Origin of the sequence: Micromonospora sp. NPDC049114, assembly GCF_040648635.1 — a bacterium.
Taxonomy (GTDB): Bacteria; Actinomycetota; Actinomycetes; order Mycobacteriales; family Micromonosporaceae; genus Micromonospora.
Map to the genome: position 1 here is coordinate 125639 of NZ_JBEZEA010000012.1, position 16500 is coordinate 142138.

The window sequence follows — 16500 nt, forward strand, 5'->3', positions numbered from 1 at the left end:
GTCGGCTCCCACCCGCGTCGACTCCGACGGATCAGCGGCGATCGAGGACCAGTCCGCGGGCCGCGGCGTACTGGTCGCGGACGGCGGGGACGGGCTCCGCCGCGTACTCCTCGGTGCCCTTGATCTCCCACTGCGGCGGCGTCGGACCGCCGAGGGCCACCCAGGCGGCCTGGCGGGCGGCACCGTCGGCCACGTACTCCCCCGCGGGCGGGACGACCACCGGGCAGCCGAAGACCTGCGGTGCGATCCGGCGGACCGCGGCCGAGCGTGCCCCGCCGCCGACGAGGATGACCCGGCGGACGGTGGCACCCTGCGCGGTCAGCGCGTCCAGGCCGTCGGCGAGCGCGCAGAGCATGCCCTCCACCGCGGCCCGGGCCAGGTGCGCGGGGGTCGACGTGCGCAGGGTCAGCCCGTGCACCGCGCCGGTGGCGAGCGGTCGGTTGGGCGTCCGCTCACCCTCCAGGTAGGGCACCATGACCAGCCCGTCCGCGCCGGCCGGCGCGGAGAGCGCCAGCTCGGCCAGCTCGTCCAGGCCGACGCCCAGCATCGTGGCGGCCGCGTCCAGCACCCGGGCGGCGTTGAGCGTGCAGACCAGCGGCAGGAAGCGGCCCGACGCGTCGGCGAAGCCGGCCACCGCGCCGCTCTCGTCGGCGGCCGGCACGTCGGCCACGCTGAACACCGTGCCGGAGGTGCCGATCGAGACGACCACGTCACCGGGGCCCGCGCCGACGCCGAACGCGGCGGCGGCGTTGTCGCCGGTGCCCGCGCCGAGCAGCGCGCCACCCCCACCCAGCTCGTCGGCCAGCGTGCCGGCCGACTCCGCCGGGCCCAGCACCTCGGGCACGACGAGCTGCCGGCCGAAGGCCCGTTCCAGCAGGTCCAGACGGTAGGAACCGGTGGACGGAGACCAGTAGCCGGTGCCGCTGGCGTCACCCCGGTCGGTCCGCAGCCCCGCCAGCCCCGGCGCACCCGCGAGCCGCCAGGTCAACCAGTCGTGCGGCAGGCAGACGGCCGCCACCCGGGCAGCCAGATCCGGCTCGTGCCGGGCCAGCCAGCGCAGCTTGGTGATGGTGAAGCTCGCCACCGGCACGCTGCCGGTGGCCTCGGCCCAGAACCGCCGCCCGGCCGAGCCGCCGCCGGCCTCCTCGATGAGGTCGGCGGCGGCGTCGGCGGAGCGGGTGTCGTTCCACAGCAGGGCCGGGCGGACCACCCGGCCCGCCTCGTCGAGGCAGACCATGCCGTGCTGCTGGCCGCCGACGGAGACCGCCGCGACGTCGGTCAGCCCGCCGGCCTCGTCGGCGGCGCTGCGCAGCGCCTGCCACCAGGCTTCCGGGTCGACCTCGGTGCCGTCCGGGTGCGGTGCCCGGCCCTGCCGGAGCAGAGCGCCGGTCTCCGCATCCCGGATGACCACCTTGCACGACTGGGTGGACGAGTCGACGCCTGCGACCAACGGCATGGCGGGGCCTCAGCGAGCGCCGAGCAGGTGCTCGACGGCGAGCTGGTTGAGCCGGACGAAGGCGAAGCCCCGCGCGGCCACCGCGTCCACGTCGACGTCCTCGAACGCGGACCGGTCGGCCAGGAACTCCTCGTAGCCCTCGCCGTCGCCGAGCGTCGGCGTGCTCAGCTCGCCGACCTTGCTGGCGGCGAGCGCCTCGATGACCTCGGGGTCGGCACGGAACGCCGCGGCGCGCTCCTTGAGCAGCAGGTAGGTGCTCATGTTGGCCGCGGCCGACGCCCACACCCCGTCCATGTCCTCGGTGCGCGACGGCTTGTAGTCGAAGTGCCGGGGCCCGTCGTAGGCCGGCCCGCCGTTCGGACCGCCGTTCTCCAGGAGGTCCACCAGGGCGAACGCGTTCATCAGGTCACCGTGGCCGAAGACCAGGTCCTGGTCGTACTTGATGCCCCGCTGGCCGTTGAGGTCCAGGTGGAACAGCTTGCCCTGCCAGAGCGCCTGGGCGATGCCGTGCGCGTAGTTGAGCCCGGCCATCTGCTCGTGCCCGACCTCCGGGTTGAGGCCGACCAGCTCCGGGTGCTCCAACTGGGAGATGAAGCCGAGCGCGTGGCCGATGGTGGGCAGCAGGATGTCGCCGCGCGGCTCGTTGGGCTTGGGCTCCAGGGCGAACCGCAGGTTGTAGCCCTTGTCGATCGAGTACTGGGTGAGCAGGTTGACGGCCTCGCGGTAGCGGTCCAGGGCGGCCTGGACGTCCTTGGCGAGGTCGTACTCGGAGCCCTCCCGGCCACCCCACATGACGAAGGTGCTCGCGCCCAGCTCGGCGGCCAGGTCGAGCTGGCGCAGCACCTTGCGCAGCGCGTAGCGGCGAACGTCGCGGTCGTTGCTGGTGAAGCCGCCGTCCTTGAAGATCGGGTGGGTGAAGAGGTTGGTGGTCACCATCGGCACCACGAGGCCGGTCTCGTCGAGCGCCTTGCGGAACCGCGCGATGTGCTGATCGCGGGTCGCGGCGTCGGCCCCGAACGGGATCAGGTCGTCGTCGTGGAAGGTGATGCCGTACGCGCCCAGCTCGGCGAGCCGGTGCACTGCCTCGACCGCGTCGAGCTCGGGACGGGTCGCGTCGCCGAACGGGTCGCGGGCCTGCCAGCCCACGGTCCAGAGCCCGAAGGAGAACTTGTCGGCGGGGGTGGGACGGGGTGCCATGAGGGACCTCCGGGGTGGTGATGTCAGGTATTTGTTCAGCGATTGAATTATTTGCCCGCCCTATGGCACTGTCAAGGGGTGAGCCCCACCCACGCCCCGGCCGGCGCAGCCCGTCAGGGCAGCCTCCGCGAGCTCAACCTCGCCCTGGTTCTCGGCCGGATCGCCGCCGCCGACCGCCCCCCGTCCCGGGCCGACCTGGCCACCGCCACCGGCCTGACCCGAGCCACCGTCTCGGCGGTGGTCGAGGACCTGCTCGCGGGCCAACTGGTCAGCGAGGCCGACCCGGCGCCCCGGGCGGGCGCCGGACGGCCGGCCCGGGGGCTGGTCCTGGCCGACCAGGGCCCGGCCGGGCTCGGCCTGGAGGTCAACGTCGACTACCTGACGGTATGCGTCGTCGACCTCGCCGGCCAGGTCCGGCACCGCACCGTGCACCGGGCCGACCTGCGCCCGGTCGCCCCCGCCGACGCGCTGGCCCGCCTCGTCCACCTGGCCGGGGAGGCCCGCACCGACGCGGCCCGCCAGGGCCTCACCCTGGCCGGAGCCGCGCTCGCCGTACCCGGCCTGGTGGACGACGCCGGCCTGGTCCGGCTCGCGCCGAACCTCGGCTGGCGCGACGTCGCGGTTCCCGAACTGCTCAGCGGGCACCCGCCCCTGACCGATCAGGTGCCGGGCGTACCGGCCCTGGTGGTGGACAACGAGGCCAACCTCGCGGCGCTCGGCGAGCTGCACTCCCGCCCGCCCGGCCCGGCGAGCTTCCTGCACATCTCCGGCGAGGTCGGCATCGGCGCGGGGATCGTCCTGGACGGCGCGCTGTTCCGCGGCGTACGCGGCTGGAGCGGCGAGATCGGCCACCTCCCGGTCCACCCCGAGGGCCGTCCGTGCCGCTGCGGAGGGCAGGGTTGCCTGGAGCAGTACGCCGGCCAGGAGGCGATCGTGGCCGGCGCCGGGCTGGTACGCGCGGAGCTTCCCGCGGACACCGCGACGGCGCGGCTGGCCGAGTTGGCCGAGGCCGGTGACCCGGCCGCGCTGCGGGCGCTGCACGACGCCGGTACGGCACTCGGGGTGGCGGTGGCCGGCGTGGTCAACCTGCTGGACCTGGACACCGTCGTGCTCGGCGGTGGGTACGCCCCGTTGGCGCCCTGGCTGTGCCCGCCGGTGCTCGCCGAGATCGCGGCCCGGGTGCTCACCGCCGCCTGGTCACCCGTAACGGTCCGGCCCTCGACCCTCGGTCCGGAGGCCGCCGCCGTGGGCGCGGCCGGCTCGGTGGTACGGCGGATCGTCGCCCGCCCCGCAGGCTGGCTGAACCGCTCCGCCTGACGCGCTCTGGGCGTGCGTCGGTACGGCTCGGTACGCTTGCCGTCGAGCAACGATCGGCAGGCGAGGAGCCGGGAGCAGCATGCGTACAGGTCGTCGGACACCCGGCGGCGTCGGGCCGTGACCACGACCCGACGGGGCGGCATCGCCGGTCCGGTCGACGGCGACGGGCAGGCGTCGCGCCGACCGACCCGCCAGTCCGGCGGCGGTGCGCTGCCGGCCGACTCGCCGCTGGCCCGCGAACTGCTCGACGGGCTCGCCGAGGCCGTGCTGACGACCGACGAGACCGGCCGGGTCACCCTCGTCAACGCCCGGGCCGCCCACCTGCTCCCGGAGATCGTCACGGGTGTCGAGCTGTCCGAGTGTCAGGTGGCGGCACTGGCCCGGGCCGTCCGGGACGGCGCCGAGAGCTTCGACGCCGAGCACCACGGCCGGCACCTGCGGGGTGGTCGACGGCAGCTCGCCGGCAGCCGGTACGCCTGGTACGTCCGGGACGTCACCGAGGAACACGCCCGCACCGACGCCCTGCTGGCCGAACGCTCCCGTACGGCGTTCCTCGCCCAGGCCGGCAGCCGGCTCGGCCTGTCCCTGCACCGGGACCAGACGCTCCGCACCACCGCCACCCTCGCCGTGCCGTACCTGGCCGACGCGGCCGTGGCGGTGCTCCGGCCGCCCGCGCCGGCCGAGCCGCACCCGCGCTGGACGCGGTACGCCGACGGTGACCCCGCCCCGGTCACCGGGGTCGCCGGCCCGGAGCTGGCCGACGCCGTCCCCGGCCTCAGCGAGGCGCTCGACGGCGTACCCACCGAGCCGAGCCCTCGGCGGGACGTCGAGGCCGCGGCCCTGAGCGCGGTGCTTCCGGCCGGGTTCGGCCGGCCGGGCGCGGTGCTGGTCAGCCCGATGCCCGGTTCCGGGGGGTCGGCCGGCGCGCTGGTGCTGGTCCGCCGTGCCGGGCGGGCCGGCTTCGATCCACGCGACGTCGAGCTGGCCCGCGAGTTCGCCGCGCGGGCCGGCGCGGCGCTGGCCGCCGCCGAGCTGTACGGCGAGCAGGCCCACCTGGCCCGGGTGTTGCAGACCAGCCTGCTCCCGCCGGAGCTGCCGGCGGTGCCCGGTGTGCGCATGGCCGGCGGCTACCGGGCCGCCGGGGACACGCTGCGCATCGGCGGCGACTTCTACGAGGTCTTCCCGCACGCGCGGGGCGCGCTGTTCGCGTTGGGCGACGTGTCCGGCAAGGGCGTCGGGGCGGCAGTGCTCACCGGCCGGGTCCGCCAGTCGCTGCAGACCCTGCGACTTGTCGAGCAGCGACCGCTGGAGCTGATCCACCTGCTCAACCGCACCCTGTTCGACGCGCCCGACGCCGCACGGCGCAGCCAGCTCACCACCCTGCTGCTCGGGTCACTGGAGCGCGGGCCGGCGGGGGTGGACATCCGGATCGCCGGCGGCGGCCACCCCGCGCCGCTGCTGGTCACCGCCGCCGGTTCGGTGGTCCCGGTTCCGGTGGGTGGAATGCCGGTCGGCGCGCTGGCCGACGCCCGGTTCGCCGAGGCCCGGGTGCACCTCGACCCGGGCGACCTGCTCCTCGCGTACACCGACGGGGTGACCGAGGCGAACGGCGGGCCGATCCACGCCGAGAAGTTCGGTGCGCAGCGGCTGCGCGCCGCGCTCGCCGCCGCTGCCGGGCTGCCTCCGGCCGCGCTTGTCGACAGGCTGCTCCAGGTGGTGGACGAATGGCTGGGCGGGCAGGCGCACGACGACATCGCCATGCTGGCGGTGTGCGCGTCGACGCCGGACTGAGTCAGGCGGTCCGGGCCACCGGCGGCTCACCGGTGGGCCATTCGCGGGCCGGGCCCACCGCCCGCTCGGGGCCGCTCTGCCACACCGCTCGGGTCGACGGCTCCGGGTGCTCCGACGAGTCCCTCGCCGGCCTGGTGGGCCGGTCCGGGTCCCGCGGGTCCGCGTCGTCCGGCCAGTCGTCCCGCCCCGGCGGCCGGTCCCCGTCATCCGGCGCCGAGCCGCTTCGGGCCTGCTGCCGACGGGCGGCGTCGTCGAACTCCCGCATCCCGCTCACCAGGGCGGCCCGGCCTGCCGGCGTCATCGCCGCCAGCACGGCGGAAATCCGCTTCTGGCGGTCCGCACGCAGCTCCGTGAGGAGTCGACGGGCCTCCGGGGTGAGATGCAGGGAGATCTCCCGCCGGTCGAAGCGGCCCGGCTCGCGCTCCAGCATGCCGGCCGCCACCAGGCGGTCGCAGAGCCGGCTCGCGGAACTGAGCAACATGTCCAGGCGGGTGGCGAGCCGGCGTAGGTTGATCCCGTCGTGTTGCTCGACCACCATCACAGCCCGTAGTTGGGCTCCGGAAACCCGGCTGGCGGTCGCCTCCCGGGCGGAATCCCATACGCCCAACAGGGCACCCGCCGCCGCGTCCAATGCGGCAGCCATACTCGTCGCAGGGTCCGGTGGACCGTGTTCTTCGGCCATGGTGGCCCGAGAGTACTCCGAAGCCACTGGTCGTCGAGCTTTGATCAAGGAGGCCTGATGAGCGAACCGGTCAATCGGGCACGACGTACCCTGAACGAGACACCCGCCGACCGTCTCGTGGGCGGCATCGGGGGGATCCTCGACGAGGCGTACGGGATCACCGAAGCGGAGTTGTACCAGGTCGACTACCGCCTCTCGGAGCTGCTGCCACTCACCGAGGGTGACTCCCTGCGGGGGGCCGGACACCCCGCCTGGCGTGCCTTCGACCACCAGTCGCCCCTGCTGGTCGACGGCACCGCCTGGGTGCCGGTCAGCATGCGCGGCGAGCGGCGGGGCGTCCTGCGCCTGGCGCCGGTGGCCGACGACCCGGCAGTGCTCGGTGAGCTGGCCGACATCGCCACCGCGCTCGCGCACGAGCTGGCGGCCGTCTCCCCCGGCACCGACGTCTACAGCGTCGCGCGGCGCAGCCAGCGGCTCACGCTGGCCGCCGAGATGCAGTGGGACCTGCTCCCCGGCCGCAGCCGGATCCGCCCCTCGTTCAGCCTGGCCGGGCAGCTGGAGCCGGCGTACGCCGTGCGGGGGGACAGCTTCGACTGGTCCGACGACGGGCAGAAGCTCTGGCTCTCCACGGTCAACGGAACCGGTGAGGGCGTCGCGGCTTCCCTGCTCACGTCGCTGGCCACCCACGCGCTGCGCAACGCCCGCCGGGCCGGCCTCGGTCTGGGTGATCAGGCAGCCCTCGCCGACCAGGCCATCTACGACGAGTACCGGGGCAAGCGGCACCTCTCCGTGCTGTTGATGGAGCTGGACCTGCGCTCCGGGACGATGACAGTGGTGGACGCCGGCTCGCCACGGCTCGTCCTGCTGCGGCACGGGGAGGTCACCGAGCAACCGCTGGAGGCGCAGTTCCCGCTCGGCATGTTCGAGGCGACCGACTACCACGAGCAGACGTTCACGCTGGAACGCGGCGACCGGCTCTTCGTGGTCAGCGACGGCGTGGTGGAGGCCACCGGGCAGAGCGTGCGCTACGGCGAGACGGCACTGGACCGGTTCCTGCGCCGGACGGGCCCGATGGAGCCGCTGGACGCCGTACGGTCGCTGATCGGCGACCTGCGCGCGTTCGTGGCCGGCGACCTCGTCGACGACGCCGTGGTGGTCTGCCTGGACTGGACCGGCCCGCAGGAGTGAACGGCGGCGGTCAGTACGCGCCGCGGCTGTTCAGCACCGCACCGGCGGTCTTCCAGAGGATGGTGAGGTCGGCGGCGAGCGACCAGTTCTCCACGTAGTAGAGATCGAGTCGGATGCCGTCCTCCCAGCTCAGGTCGGACCGGCCGCTGACCTGCCACAGCCCGGTCATGCCGGGCTTGACCAGCAGCCGCCGGGCCACGTCACCGTCGTAGCGGGCGACCTCCGAGGGCAGCGGCGGACGCGGCCCGACCAGGCTCATCTGGCCCAGCAGCACGTTGACCAGCTGCGGCAGCTCGTCGAGCGACCACTTGCGCAGCAGCCGGCCGACCCGGGTCACCCGAGGGTCGTCGCGCATCTTGAACATCAGGCCGTCGGTCTCGTTGCGGGTCGCCAGCTCGGCGAGCAGCGCGTCGGCGTTGACCACCATCGTCCGGAACTTGAACACGCCGAACTCCTGCCCGCCCCGGCCCACCCGGACCTGGCGGAAGAGCACCGGCCCCCGACTGTCCAGTTTGATGGCCACCGCGATGACCGCGATCAGCGGCAGCAGCAACGCCAACGCCAGCGACGACGCGGACCTGTCGACGAACCCCTTGACCAGCTTGCGGGCACCGCGGAACTCGGGCGCCTCGACGTGGATCAGCGGGAGCCCGGCGACCGGACGGGTGTGGATGCGCGGGCCGGCCACGTCGGTAAGCGCGGGTGCCACGACGAGGTCGACGCCGGTCCCCTCCAACTGCCAACCGAGCCGACGCAGTCGGGCCGCCGTCAGCTCACCGGAGGCGGTCACCGCGACCGTGTCCGCCCCGATCGCGGTGGCGGCCTCCGGGATGCCCCGGAACGAACCCACCACCGGCACGTCACCGAGTCGCTGGGCCACCGGAGCGAGCAGCGCGTCGGGGATGCACGCGCCGACCACCTGATAGCCGGCGTACGGCTCCCGGCGCAGGGTGTGCACCAACTCCAGGACGTGTGCGGTGTCGCCCACCACGAGCACCTTGCGCGACCAGCCGGCGCCCTTCGAGCGGGCCCGGTGCAGGCGTTTGCGCGCGACGAACCGGGTCACCTCCAGCCCGAGGGTGCCGACCGCGAACGAGATGCCGAGGAAACCCCGGGAGACGCCGACGTCGGCGATGTAGCCGGCGATGGCGATCGCGCCGGCCAGCCGCAGGCTCGCCGAGCTGACCCGCCGGTACTCGTCCGCCCCGTAGCCGACGACCCGGTCGTCGTAGCAGCCGAGCGCCTTGAGGGAGATCAGCCAGGCCAGGACCAACCCCGGCGCCACCAGCACGTACGGGATCTTGGAGCCGACCGGCTCCTCGTCCCCGAACCGGCCGACGTACCCGACGAGCAGCGCGATGATGAGGATGGTGGTGTCCAGCACGACCAGGACCCGGACGTAGGACCGTTCGTCGGCGCGGGCCACCAGCCCGTTCGGCGGGCCTTCCGGAGTCGCCGAGGTGCTGGCAGGGGTCAACAGGGTCGCCGCGGTCACCGGCCCTCCCACTCTGCTCAGGACGGCCCCGGCCGACGAGTCGGACCGGAGGCGGACGGACGATGCCGGGACACGTCGACATCCTGCCCTGATAACTATGACTGCCGATTGCTTCCGACGTATTGCCGTCACTTTTCTTCAACCCTGCGGCCATAAAAGGAACCCGCCGCACCGCTGACGCGGTACGGCGGGTTTCTCCTGCTGTGCGGCCGGTCAGCGCGGCGCCGGGGGGCGGCGCGCGATGGCGGTGAGGAAGATGCTGCCGATCTCGTTCGGGTCCTTGGTGACGAACACGTCGCCGCCGGTCACCTTGGTGATCGACTCCAACTCGGTCTTGCTGACGCCCTCGCCGATACCGATCATGATGACCTGCACGGGCCGCTCCGGGTCGGCGATCTGCTTGAGCTTGGCGAGCAGTTGCGCCTGGTTGAGACCGTTGTCGTCCTCGTTCTTGCCGTCGGTGAACAGCACGATCGAGTTGACCCGGCCAGGCTGCCAGTCCTCCTGCACCGCCTGGTACGCGGCCAGCATGGTGTCGTAGAGGCCGGTGTCACCGCTGGACGGCTTGATCGTGGCCAGCGCCCCCTCCAACTGCGTCCGCTGGCCGGAGAGCGGCCCGATCGGGACCAGTTCCCGGTAGTCCCGGTTGCCGACCAACTTCGTGGAGAAGGTCCACAGGCCGATGGACCAGGAGTCGTCGAAGAGGCCCAGGCCGCGGCGGGCCGCGTCCACGGTGACCTCCTCGCGGCTGCGGTTGTTGGCGCTGGGCACCTGGTCCTTCATCGAGCCGGAGACGTCGATGACGGCGAGCATCCGGCCGGACTGGGTGGCGATCGACCAGCTGGAGACGACACGCTGTATCGCGGCCGGGTCCAGGCCGCCCGCCGCGGTGCCGCCGGCCGCCGGGGCGGTCGACGCGCCGCCGGCCGGGCTCGGGGCGCCCTGCGGCGCGTTGAAGCCGGCACCCCAGTTGCCGTCCGGACCGCGCAGCGACTGCGCCGCCAGCCGGTCCCGGAACTTCGGGGCGGTGAGCAGCTCGAACAGCACCTTCGCCGCGGCCGCCTTGGTCGGCTCGATGCCGGGCAGCACCGCGTACGGGTAGTCCAGCGGCATCGGGGCCGGCTCCATGTAGAGCGCGGCGAGCGGCACCGGGGGCTTCTTGCTGTTGTAGGCGATCACGTCTTCTTCGGAGAGCGCCGCCGCTCCGAGCGCGCTCGCGATGGACGTCGGGTCCGTGGCGGTCGGGAAGCGGGCCAGCAGGTCGTTGCGGAGCGAGGAGCGACCCGTGGCCAGCGCCCGCAGCGCGCCGACGGTTTTGCGCTGCGCGTCCCCGCCGGAGCCGCTGGCGGCCGTGGTCAGCGAGAGCAGGCCGGACAGGCCGGCCGCGTCCCGGGTCGGCTCGACGATGCCGGTACGCAGCGGCTTGCTGCTGTTGACCTGCTTGAGCAGATCGGTCCAGGTGAACTTGGCGTTGGGCCACCCCAGCCGCGTGGCCACCGGCTCGGGCATCGCCACGACCACGGGGCTGCGCGCGATGGAGGCGCCGTTGGTCGGCGCGAACGCGGTGGCGTCCTTCTTCAGACGCAGCAGCCAGGTCGACGAGTCCGGCACCCAGACGTCCGGGGTGACGGCCGTTCCGCTGGCCTGACCGACGCCGGCCAGCACGGCACCGTGCTTCGCGGCCACCACGGCGGCCACGTCGACCGGGTCGGACGCCGAGACGTCCACCCGGATGCAGGTGGGGCCGACCGCGGCGCCGTCCTTGACCCACTGGGACGCGGCGGCGTCCACCGCGGGCGCCAGCTCGGAGGCGACCGCGACGGCGAGTCGAATCTCTCCTGAACAGCTGGGCTGGATCAGCTCCTTATAGCCGAACCAGACGCCGGTGGTGACGACGAGAACCGTCGCCGTCGCGGCGGCGGCTGCTAGATGGAGTTTCGAACGCATGCGATGGCGGCCTGCTGACACGCTGACCATCTTGCGTATTAGGTGCCGTCTCTGCCACATCCGTTCGGACTAAAGTTACGCAGGAGAAACAGTTGATCACTTTTTAGCAACAGAGTGTGACGAGATGGCCCCACGCCGTTGCCAAACCGGTTTCTCTCTCACGTCCGGTCCCGCCGCCCGACCGACTCACGGCAGCACGCAGGTCGGGCTCGCCACCGCGACGGGCTCGCCGACCGGTGCCGGGATGCCGGTGCTCGCGTCCCGCCGGAAGGCCCGCACCATGTCCGCCCGCTCGTCGGCGACGTACAGGTGCTCGCCGATGAGGGCGAAGTGCCGCGGCCACTCACCGCCGGTGTCCACTTCGGCCACCAGCTCGGGCAGCTCACCGGCCAGGTCGAAGACGGCGATGGTGCCGACCCCGCGGTTGGCGACGTAGAGGAAACGGCCGTCCGGGTCGACCGCGACCTCCGACGGCTGGACGTGGCCCGCCCGCTCACTCGCCTCGACCCGGCCACGCTGGTGCAGCGCCCCGTCGTCGGTCAACTCGTACGCGGTGACCGAGGCGTCCAGCTCGCCGACCAGATAGCAGCGCCGGCCGTCGGGATGGCGGGCCAGGTGCCGGGGCCCGGTGCCGGGCGCCGTCCGCATCCGCGGACCGCGCGGGACCAGCCGCCCGCTCGCCCCGTCCAGGTCGTACCGGTAGACCGAGTCGGTGCCGAGATCCACCGCCAGCAGCGGCCCTCGACCCCGGCCCGGGGAGACCATGTGGGCGTGCGCCCGGTCCTGGCGTTCCGGGTCGGGGCCGTGCCCCTCGTGCACCACCAGATCGGTGCGCTCGCCGGGAACGCCCTGCGCGTCGAGCGGGAAGACCGCGACGCTGCCGCCGCCGTAGTTGGCCGCCGCCAAATGGTCACCGTCGGGCAGCACCGCCAGGTGACAGGGCTCGGCGCCGCCGGTCGAGAAGCTGCCGAGCGCGTCCAGCGCGCCGTCCGGACCGACCTGCCAGGCGCTGATCGCCCCGTCGGTCAGCTCGTTGACCGCGTAGAGCACCGGACGGGTGGGGTGCCGCACGAGGAACGACGGCGACGGCGTGACCGCCACCGTGCCGAGGGAGGTCAGCACCCCGGTTGCCGGGTCCCGGTGAGCGGCGACGATGCCGCTGCCCCGCCCTCCGCTCTGCGCGGTGTAACCCCCGATGTGGACGATCCCGCCCTGACCAGTCACGCTGCACCCCTTTGCCGGCATCCTGGAGTAGATCCAACCAGAGCTGCCCACGGAGCCGACCCGCTAACCGGCTTTCCGGGGACCGGATCGGCCCGCCGATCCCGCGTCGGCGGGCCGGTGCCAGGTCGCCCGCCCGCACGGCGGGGTCGGGTCAGGCGGCCGGCACCGGCTCACCGCGCTGCCGGGCGACGTGCTCGACCAGGGAGATCAACACCAGCTTGCCGGACTGCCGGTCCCGGGCGTCGCAGAGCACCATCGGCACGTCCGGATCCAGGTCGAGCGCCCGGCGTACGGTCTCCAGCTCGAACCGACGGGTGTCCTCGAAGCAGTTCACGCCCACCACGAACGGGATGCCCCGCTGCTCGAAGTAGTCGATCGAGGGGAAGCAGTCGGCCAGCCGCCGCGTGTCGGCGAGCACCACCGCGCCGAGGGCGCCGAAGGCCAGCTCGTCCCAGAGGAACCAGAACCGGTCCTGGCCGGGGGTGCCGAACAGGTACACCTGAAGGTCGTCGTTGATGGTGATCCGGCCGAAGTCCATCGCCACCGTGGTGGTCGACTTGCCCTCCACCCCGGAGATGTCGTCGGTGCCGACGCCGGCGTCGGTCAGCACCTCCTCGGTCTGCAACGGTCGAACCTCGCTCAACGCGCTCACCAGCGTCGTCTTGCCGGCACCGAAGCCCCCGGCGATGAGGATCTTCAGTGCCAGCGGGACGGTGACCGAGGTGCCCGCCTGGTCATAGCGCACGGAGTCCACTGACCACCGCCTTGAGGATGTCGTCGTCGGGAAGGTCGCTGCCGGCCGGCGGCTCGTGCACCGCGACCAGCCCCTGAGCGAGGAGGTCACCGAGCAGCACCCGGATCACCCCGACCGCGAGGTCCAGCTCGGCCGCCAGCTCGGCCACCGACACCGGACGTCCGGCCAACGTGACCAGCCGCCGGTGCTCCGGCGGCAGCTGCGGGTGGGCCGCCAGGTCGAGGTCCGAGGCGGCCAGCACGAACGCGACCAGGTCGAACCCGTCGACGGCCGAGCGCACCCGGCCGCCGGTGAGCGTGTACGGGCGGACCACCGGGCCCGCGTCGCCGTCCAGCCACTCGTGCTGGGGGCCGGGCGGCTCAGCCCGCATCACCGGCATCCGTCGATCCTCGGGCGGCGGCGGTGAGGTTCTCCCCCACGCGGATGACGAGCATCGCCATCTCGTACGCGACCAGGCCGATGTCCGCGTCGGCGTCGCTCACCACGGCCAGGCAGGCACCCTGCCCGGCGGCGGTGACGAAGAGGTACGCCGACTCCATCTCGACCACCGTCTGCCGGACCGGACCGCCGTCCACGTGCCGGCTCGCGCCCCGGGCCAGGCTGGAGAACCCGGCGGCGAGCGCGCAGAGGTGCTCGGCGTCGGAGCGCTCCAGCTCGGCCGAGGCGCCGAGCAGCAGCCCGTCGGCGGAGAGCACCACCGCCTCGCGGGCGGCCGGCACCCGTTGCACCAACTCGTCGAGCAACCAGTCGAGGCTGGCGCTCTGCTTCGTCGTCTGCCGCACTAGGCGTCCCTCTCAGTCGCGGTCGGAGGTTCGGAGGCCGTCGGAGGCGCCGGTGTCGGGCCTGCCGCAGCCGGGGTCGCATCCGCGCGGTTCGCCGGAGCGGTGGTGCCGGGCGCACCGCCCCGAGCGGTCGAGCCCGGGGCGACGACTGTGGCCCGGCCGCGTGCGGTACCGGCCTGGAGGGCCGCCATGACCCGGCGTACCTCCTCCGGCGAACGTGGCGACGGCGCGTCGGCGACGGTGGACCGGGGCTGGGCGGTGGGGGTACGCCGGCGCACCCGGCGGGGCAGCCCCTCCAGGTCGTCAGCCGTCCCGTCGGAGGACGACCCGCCGTCGGCGCCAGGGACGTCGGCGCTGGCGCCCGATCCGTCGGCGGACGGGCGGTCGGGCGTCGGGCCGGTGGGAAGGGCCAGGGTGGGCAGGTCGTCGGTGGCGGTCGCGGCCACGGCCGTGCTGCCACGGCCGGCGCGGGGCCGGGGCACCGCGCCTCGGCGCACCGGTCGGGCCAGCCGCCGGTCGCCCGCCGTGGCGGGCAGCGTGGCGGGGTCGGGGCCGGCCGGCGGCTCGGTGGTGATCAGGTCGGCGGGGACCAGCACCACGGCGGTGACGCCGCTCGCCGCGGAGGACCGCAGCTGTACGCGGACAGCGTGCCGGGCCGCCAGCCGGGCCACCACGAACAGGCCGAGTCGGGCACTCTGCGCCGGGTCGAACTCGGGCGAGCTGGCCAGCCGGGTGTTGGCGCTCTCCAGCGCGGCAGCGGACATTCCCAGCCCCTGGTCGGTGACCTCCAGGACGTACCCGTTGGCGACCTGCTCCCCGCTGATGGTCACCCGGGTGTCCGGCGGTGAGAAGGCGGTGGCGTTCTCGACCAGCTCGGCGAGCAGGTGGATGATGTCGCCGACCGCCCGACCCAGCACGCCGACCGGCTGCACGGTGGTGATGTCCACCCGGTCGTACGCCTCGACCTCGCTGATCGCGCCGCGGACCAGGTCGACCATCGCGACCGGGTTGCGCCACCCTCGGCCCGGCGCGGAGCCGGCGAGAATGACCAGGTCCTCGGCGTGCCGGCGGAGTCGGGTGGCCAGGTGGTCCACCTGGAACAGTTCGGCGAGCTCGTCCGGGTCCTCGGCGCGACGTTCCATCCGGTCCAGCAGGTGCAGCTGCCGGTGCACCAGGCCCTGGCTGCGTCGGGCGATGTTGAGGAACACCTCGTTGAGCCCCCGGCGCAGGGTGACCTCGTCCACGGCGGCCTGGACGGCGGTGCGCTGCACCTCGGTGAAGGCCCGCCCGACCTCGCCGATCTCGTCGTTGCCGTACTCCAGGGGTGGCGCCTCCCGGGCGACGTCGACCTGCTCGCCGCGGCGCAGTCGGGTCACCACGTCCGGCAGTCGGTGCTCGGCCAGCTCCAGGGCGGCGGTACGGACCCCGCTGAGTCGCCGGACCAGCGTGCGGCCGACCCGCAGCGACACCAGCACCGAGACCACCACGGCGGCGAGTCCGAGCACACCGGCGGCTGCCAGCCGGACCAGGATCCAGACGGCCATCGGCACCGAACGGTCGGTGAGCGCGTCGGCCTCGGACAGTTCGAAGTCACGCAACTGCTGCTGTACGGCGTCGTGGCTGGTCTGCCACGACGCCGCGTCCACAGGTGGCCGCCCGGACCGGTTGGCCCCGATCAACGCGTCCTGCATCGCGCGCAGGCTGGTGAACTCCGGGCTCTCGGTCAGTCGCTGGTACGCGGTGCGCCCGGCCTCGGGCAGGTCGGCCACTGCGCTCTCGGTGAGCCACCGCTGGTTGCCGATGGCCTGCACGAGCAGGGCGTGCTCCCCCTCGGCGAACGTGCCGGCGGTCAGCACGCCGGCCAGCATGGCGTCGGTCTGGCCGAGCAGCTCCCGGGAACGGCCCAGCGAGGTGAGGGCCAGCGCCTGTCGGTTGATTGCCGGATCGCTCAGATTCGCCATCGCGGAGAACGCCTGGAAGGCTGCCGTGACCATGCCGCTGTAGAGGCCGAGAGCCCCGGCGCGGTCCATCATGCCGTCGTCGATGAAGTCGCGTCCGGTCGGCAACGCCGCCAGCGCGGTGACCAGCCGGTCGACCCGGTCCTCCAACAGCTCGTCGGCGGCGTCGCGCAACGCCTCCCCGTCGACCCGGCGGCGCAGCTCGGCGATCGCCCGATCCGTACGCTGGCGCTGCTCGGCCAGGGCGGGCAGCTCGGTGGTGCCGGCGAGCTGCACCACCGACAGTCGACGCTCGCGTTGCAGCTCGGTGACGACCGCCTCGCCGGGACGGCCCAGGTCGTACAGGAGGGTGCGCGCGGAGAGCAGGTTGAGGGCGGGGCCGAACGTCAACGTCGTCGCGAAGATCCACAGCGCGAGGAGCGCGGTCACCGGAGCGACGACCAACGCGGTCAGCTTCGAGCGGATCGGCCAGTCGCGGGTTCTCATCAGACCTCGCCCGTCAAGGGGTGGCAGGAGGGGCGCCGGCACCGCCGGGCAACGCGCTCGCCGGTCGCGCACCCGGTCGTCAGGCCGGGCACCGGCGCGGGCGCCTTGGGCAGGATACGTAATCGCGCCCGGTTGCACTACCGCCCGTCGCACCGACATCGACGCTGCGGAACGCGCCTGCCTCCCGGTACGACGAGCGCCCCACCGGTGACCGGTGGGGCGC

The 16500-nt window shown here is 73.7% G+C and carries 13 protein-coding genes; 3 read left to right on the forward strand and 10 right to left on the reverse strand.

Translation table 11 applies throughout. From position 1 onward, the window contains the following. Nucleotides 1-31: 31 nt before the first annotated feature. Nucleotides 32-1456: a xylulokinase gene (gene xylB / locus AB0B39_RS27150; protein WP_234582079.1), complete on the reverse strand. Its 1425-nt coding sequence runs from the start codon at nucleotides 1454-1456 to the stop codon at nucleotides 32-34. Between the two features lie 9 nt (nucleotides 1457-1465). Then, nucleotides 1466-2653, reverse strand: a complete 1188-nt coding sequence (gene xylA / locus AB0B39_RS27155) for a xylose isomerase (protein WP_234582078.1) — start codon at nucleotides 2651-2653, stop codon at nucleotides 1466-1468. 78 nt (nucleotides 2654-2731) lie between these two features. Here xylA and AB0B39_RS27160 point away from each other — a divergent pair, with 78 nt between their 5' ends. Both AB0B39_RS27160 and AB0B39_RS27165 read left to right on the forward strand, forming a co-directional pair. Next, complete coding sequence (locus AB0B39_RS27160; RefSeq protein WP_357575732.1) at nucleotides 2732-3970, forward strand: ROK family transcriptional regulator; 1239 nt, start codon at nucleotides 2732-2734, stop codon at nucleotides 3968-3970. 117 nt (nucleotides 3971-4087) lie between these two features. Then, nucleotides 4088-5761, forward strand: a complete 1674-nt coding sequence (locus AB0B39_RS27165) for a SpoIIE family protein phosphatase (RefSeq protein ID WP_357575733.1) — start codon at nucleotides 4088-4090, stop codon at nucleotides 5759-5761. Nucleotide 5762: 1 nt separating this feature from the next. On the opposite strand, the gene AB0B39_RS27170 is transcribed toward AB0B39_RS27165, so the two are convergent. Then, the gene (locus AB0B39_RS27170; RefSeq protein ID WP_357575734.1) at nucleotides 5763-6443 is read right to left on the reverse strand and encodes a MarR family transcriptional regulator; all 681 of its coding nucleotides are present in this window, start codon (nucleotides 6441-6443) and stop codon (nucleotides 5763-5765) included. A 57-nt stretch (nucleotides 6444-6500) separates the two neighbouring features. Between AB0B39_RS27170 and AB0B39_RS27175 the strand changes: the two genes are divergently transcribed. Then, nucleotides 6501-7631 carry a PP2C family protein-serine/threonine phosphatase gene (locus AB0B39_RS27175; RefSeq protein WP_357496079.1) on the forward strand — a complete coding sequence of 377 codons (1131 nt, stop codon included), beginning with the start codon at nucleotides 6501-6503 and terminating at the stop codon, nucleotides 7629-7631. A gap of 10 nt (nucleotides 7632-7641) precedes the next feature. Here the strand turns inward: AB0B39_RS27175 and AB0B39_RS27180 are convergent, their stop codons facing one another. The 7 genes from AB0B39_RS27180 to AB0B39_RS27210 form a co-directional block, all read right to left on the reverse strand. Then, on the reverse strand, nucleotides 7642-9126 hold the full coding sequence (locus tag AB0B39_RS27180; protein ID WP_357496077.1) for a sugar transferase: 1485 nt from the start codon (nucleotides 9124-9126) through the stop codon (nucleotides 7642-7644). A gap of 213 nt (nucleotides 9127-9339) precedes the next feature. Continuing rightward, entirely contained in the window at nucleotides 9340-11094 is a 1755-nt protein-coding gene (locus tag AB0B39_RS27185; protein ID WP_234582072.1) for a substrate-binding domain-containing protein, read from the reverse strand. A 165-nt stretch (nucleotides 11095-11259) separates the two neighbouring features. Further along, complete coding sequence (locus tag AB0B39_RS27190) at nucleotides 11260-12297, reverse strand: lactonase family protein (protein WP_234582071.1); 1038 nt, start codon at nucleotides 12295-12297, stop codon at nucleotides 11260-11262. A gap of 151 nt (nucleotides 12298-12448) precedes the next feature. Beyond that, the gene (locus AB0B39_RS27195; protein ID WP_234582070.1) at nucleotides 12449-13051 is read right to left on the reverse strand and encodes an ATP/GTP-binding protein; all 603 of its coding nucleotides are present in this window, start codon (nucleotides 13049-13051) and stop codon (nucleotides 12449-12451) included. Beyond that, a complete protein-coding gene (locus tag AB0B39_RS27200; RefSeq protein ID WP_234582164.1) occupies nucleotides 13032-13421 on the reverse strand; it encodes a DUF742 domain-containing protein in 390 nt (129 codons plus the stop codon). Before AB0B39_RS27200 ends, AB0B39_RS27195 begins: the two co-directional genes overlap by 20 nt. Then, entirely contained in the window at nucleotides 13411-13833 is a 423-nt protein-coding gene (locus tag AB0B39_RS27205) for a roadblock/LC7 domain-containing protein (protein WP_234582163.1), read from the reverse strand. The genes AB0B39_RS27200 and AB0B39_RS27205 overlap by 11 nt, the downstream gene beginning before the upstream one ends. Continuing rightward, the gene (locus AB0B39_RS27210) at nucleotides 13833-16277 is read right to left on the reverse strand and encodes a nitrate- and nitrite sensing domain-containing protein (RefSeq protein ID WP_357496073.1); all 2445 of its coding nucleotides are present in this window, start codon (nucleotides 16275-16277) and stop codon (nucleotides 13833-13835) included. Before AB0B39_RS27210 ends, AB0B39_RS27205 begins: the two co-directional genes overlap by 1 nt. Between the last annotated feature and the right edge of the window lie 223 nt (nucleotides 16278-16500).

Excerpts from the sequence above, each read along its gene's own strand:
- xylB (WP_234582079.1), bottom strand. The coding sequence starts at position 1,456 with ATGCCGTTGGTCGCAGGCGTCGACTCGTCCACCCAGTCGTGCAAGGTG.
- xylA (WP_234582078.1), bottom strand. The coding sequence starts at position 2,653 with ATGGCACCCCGTCCCACCCCCGCCGACAAGTTCTCCTTCGGGCTCTGG.
- AB0B39_RS27170 (WP_357575734.1), bottom strand. The coding sequence starts at position 6,443 with ATGGCCGAAGAACACGGTCCACCGGACCCTGCGACGAGTATGGCTGCC.
- AB0B39_RS27175 (WP_357496079.1), top strand. The coding sequence starts at position 6,501 with ATGAGCGAACCGGTCAATCGGGCACGACGTACCCTGAACGAGACACCC.
- AB0B39_RS27200 (WP_234582164.1), bottom strand. The coding sequence starts at position 13,421 with ATGCGGGCTGAGCCGCCCGGCCCCCAGCACGAGTGGCTGGACGGCGAC.
- AB0B39_RS27210 (WP_357496073.1), bottom strand. The coding sequence starts at position 16,277 with ATGAGAACCCGCGACTGGCCGATCCGCTCGAAGCTGACCGCGTTGGTC.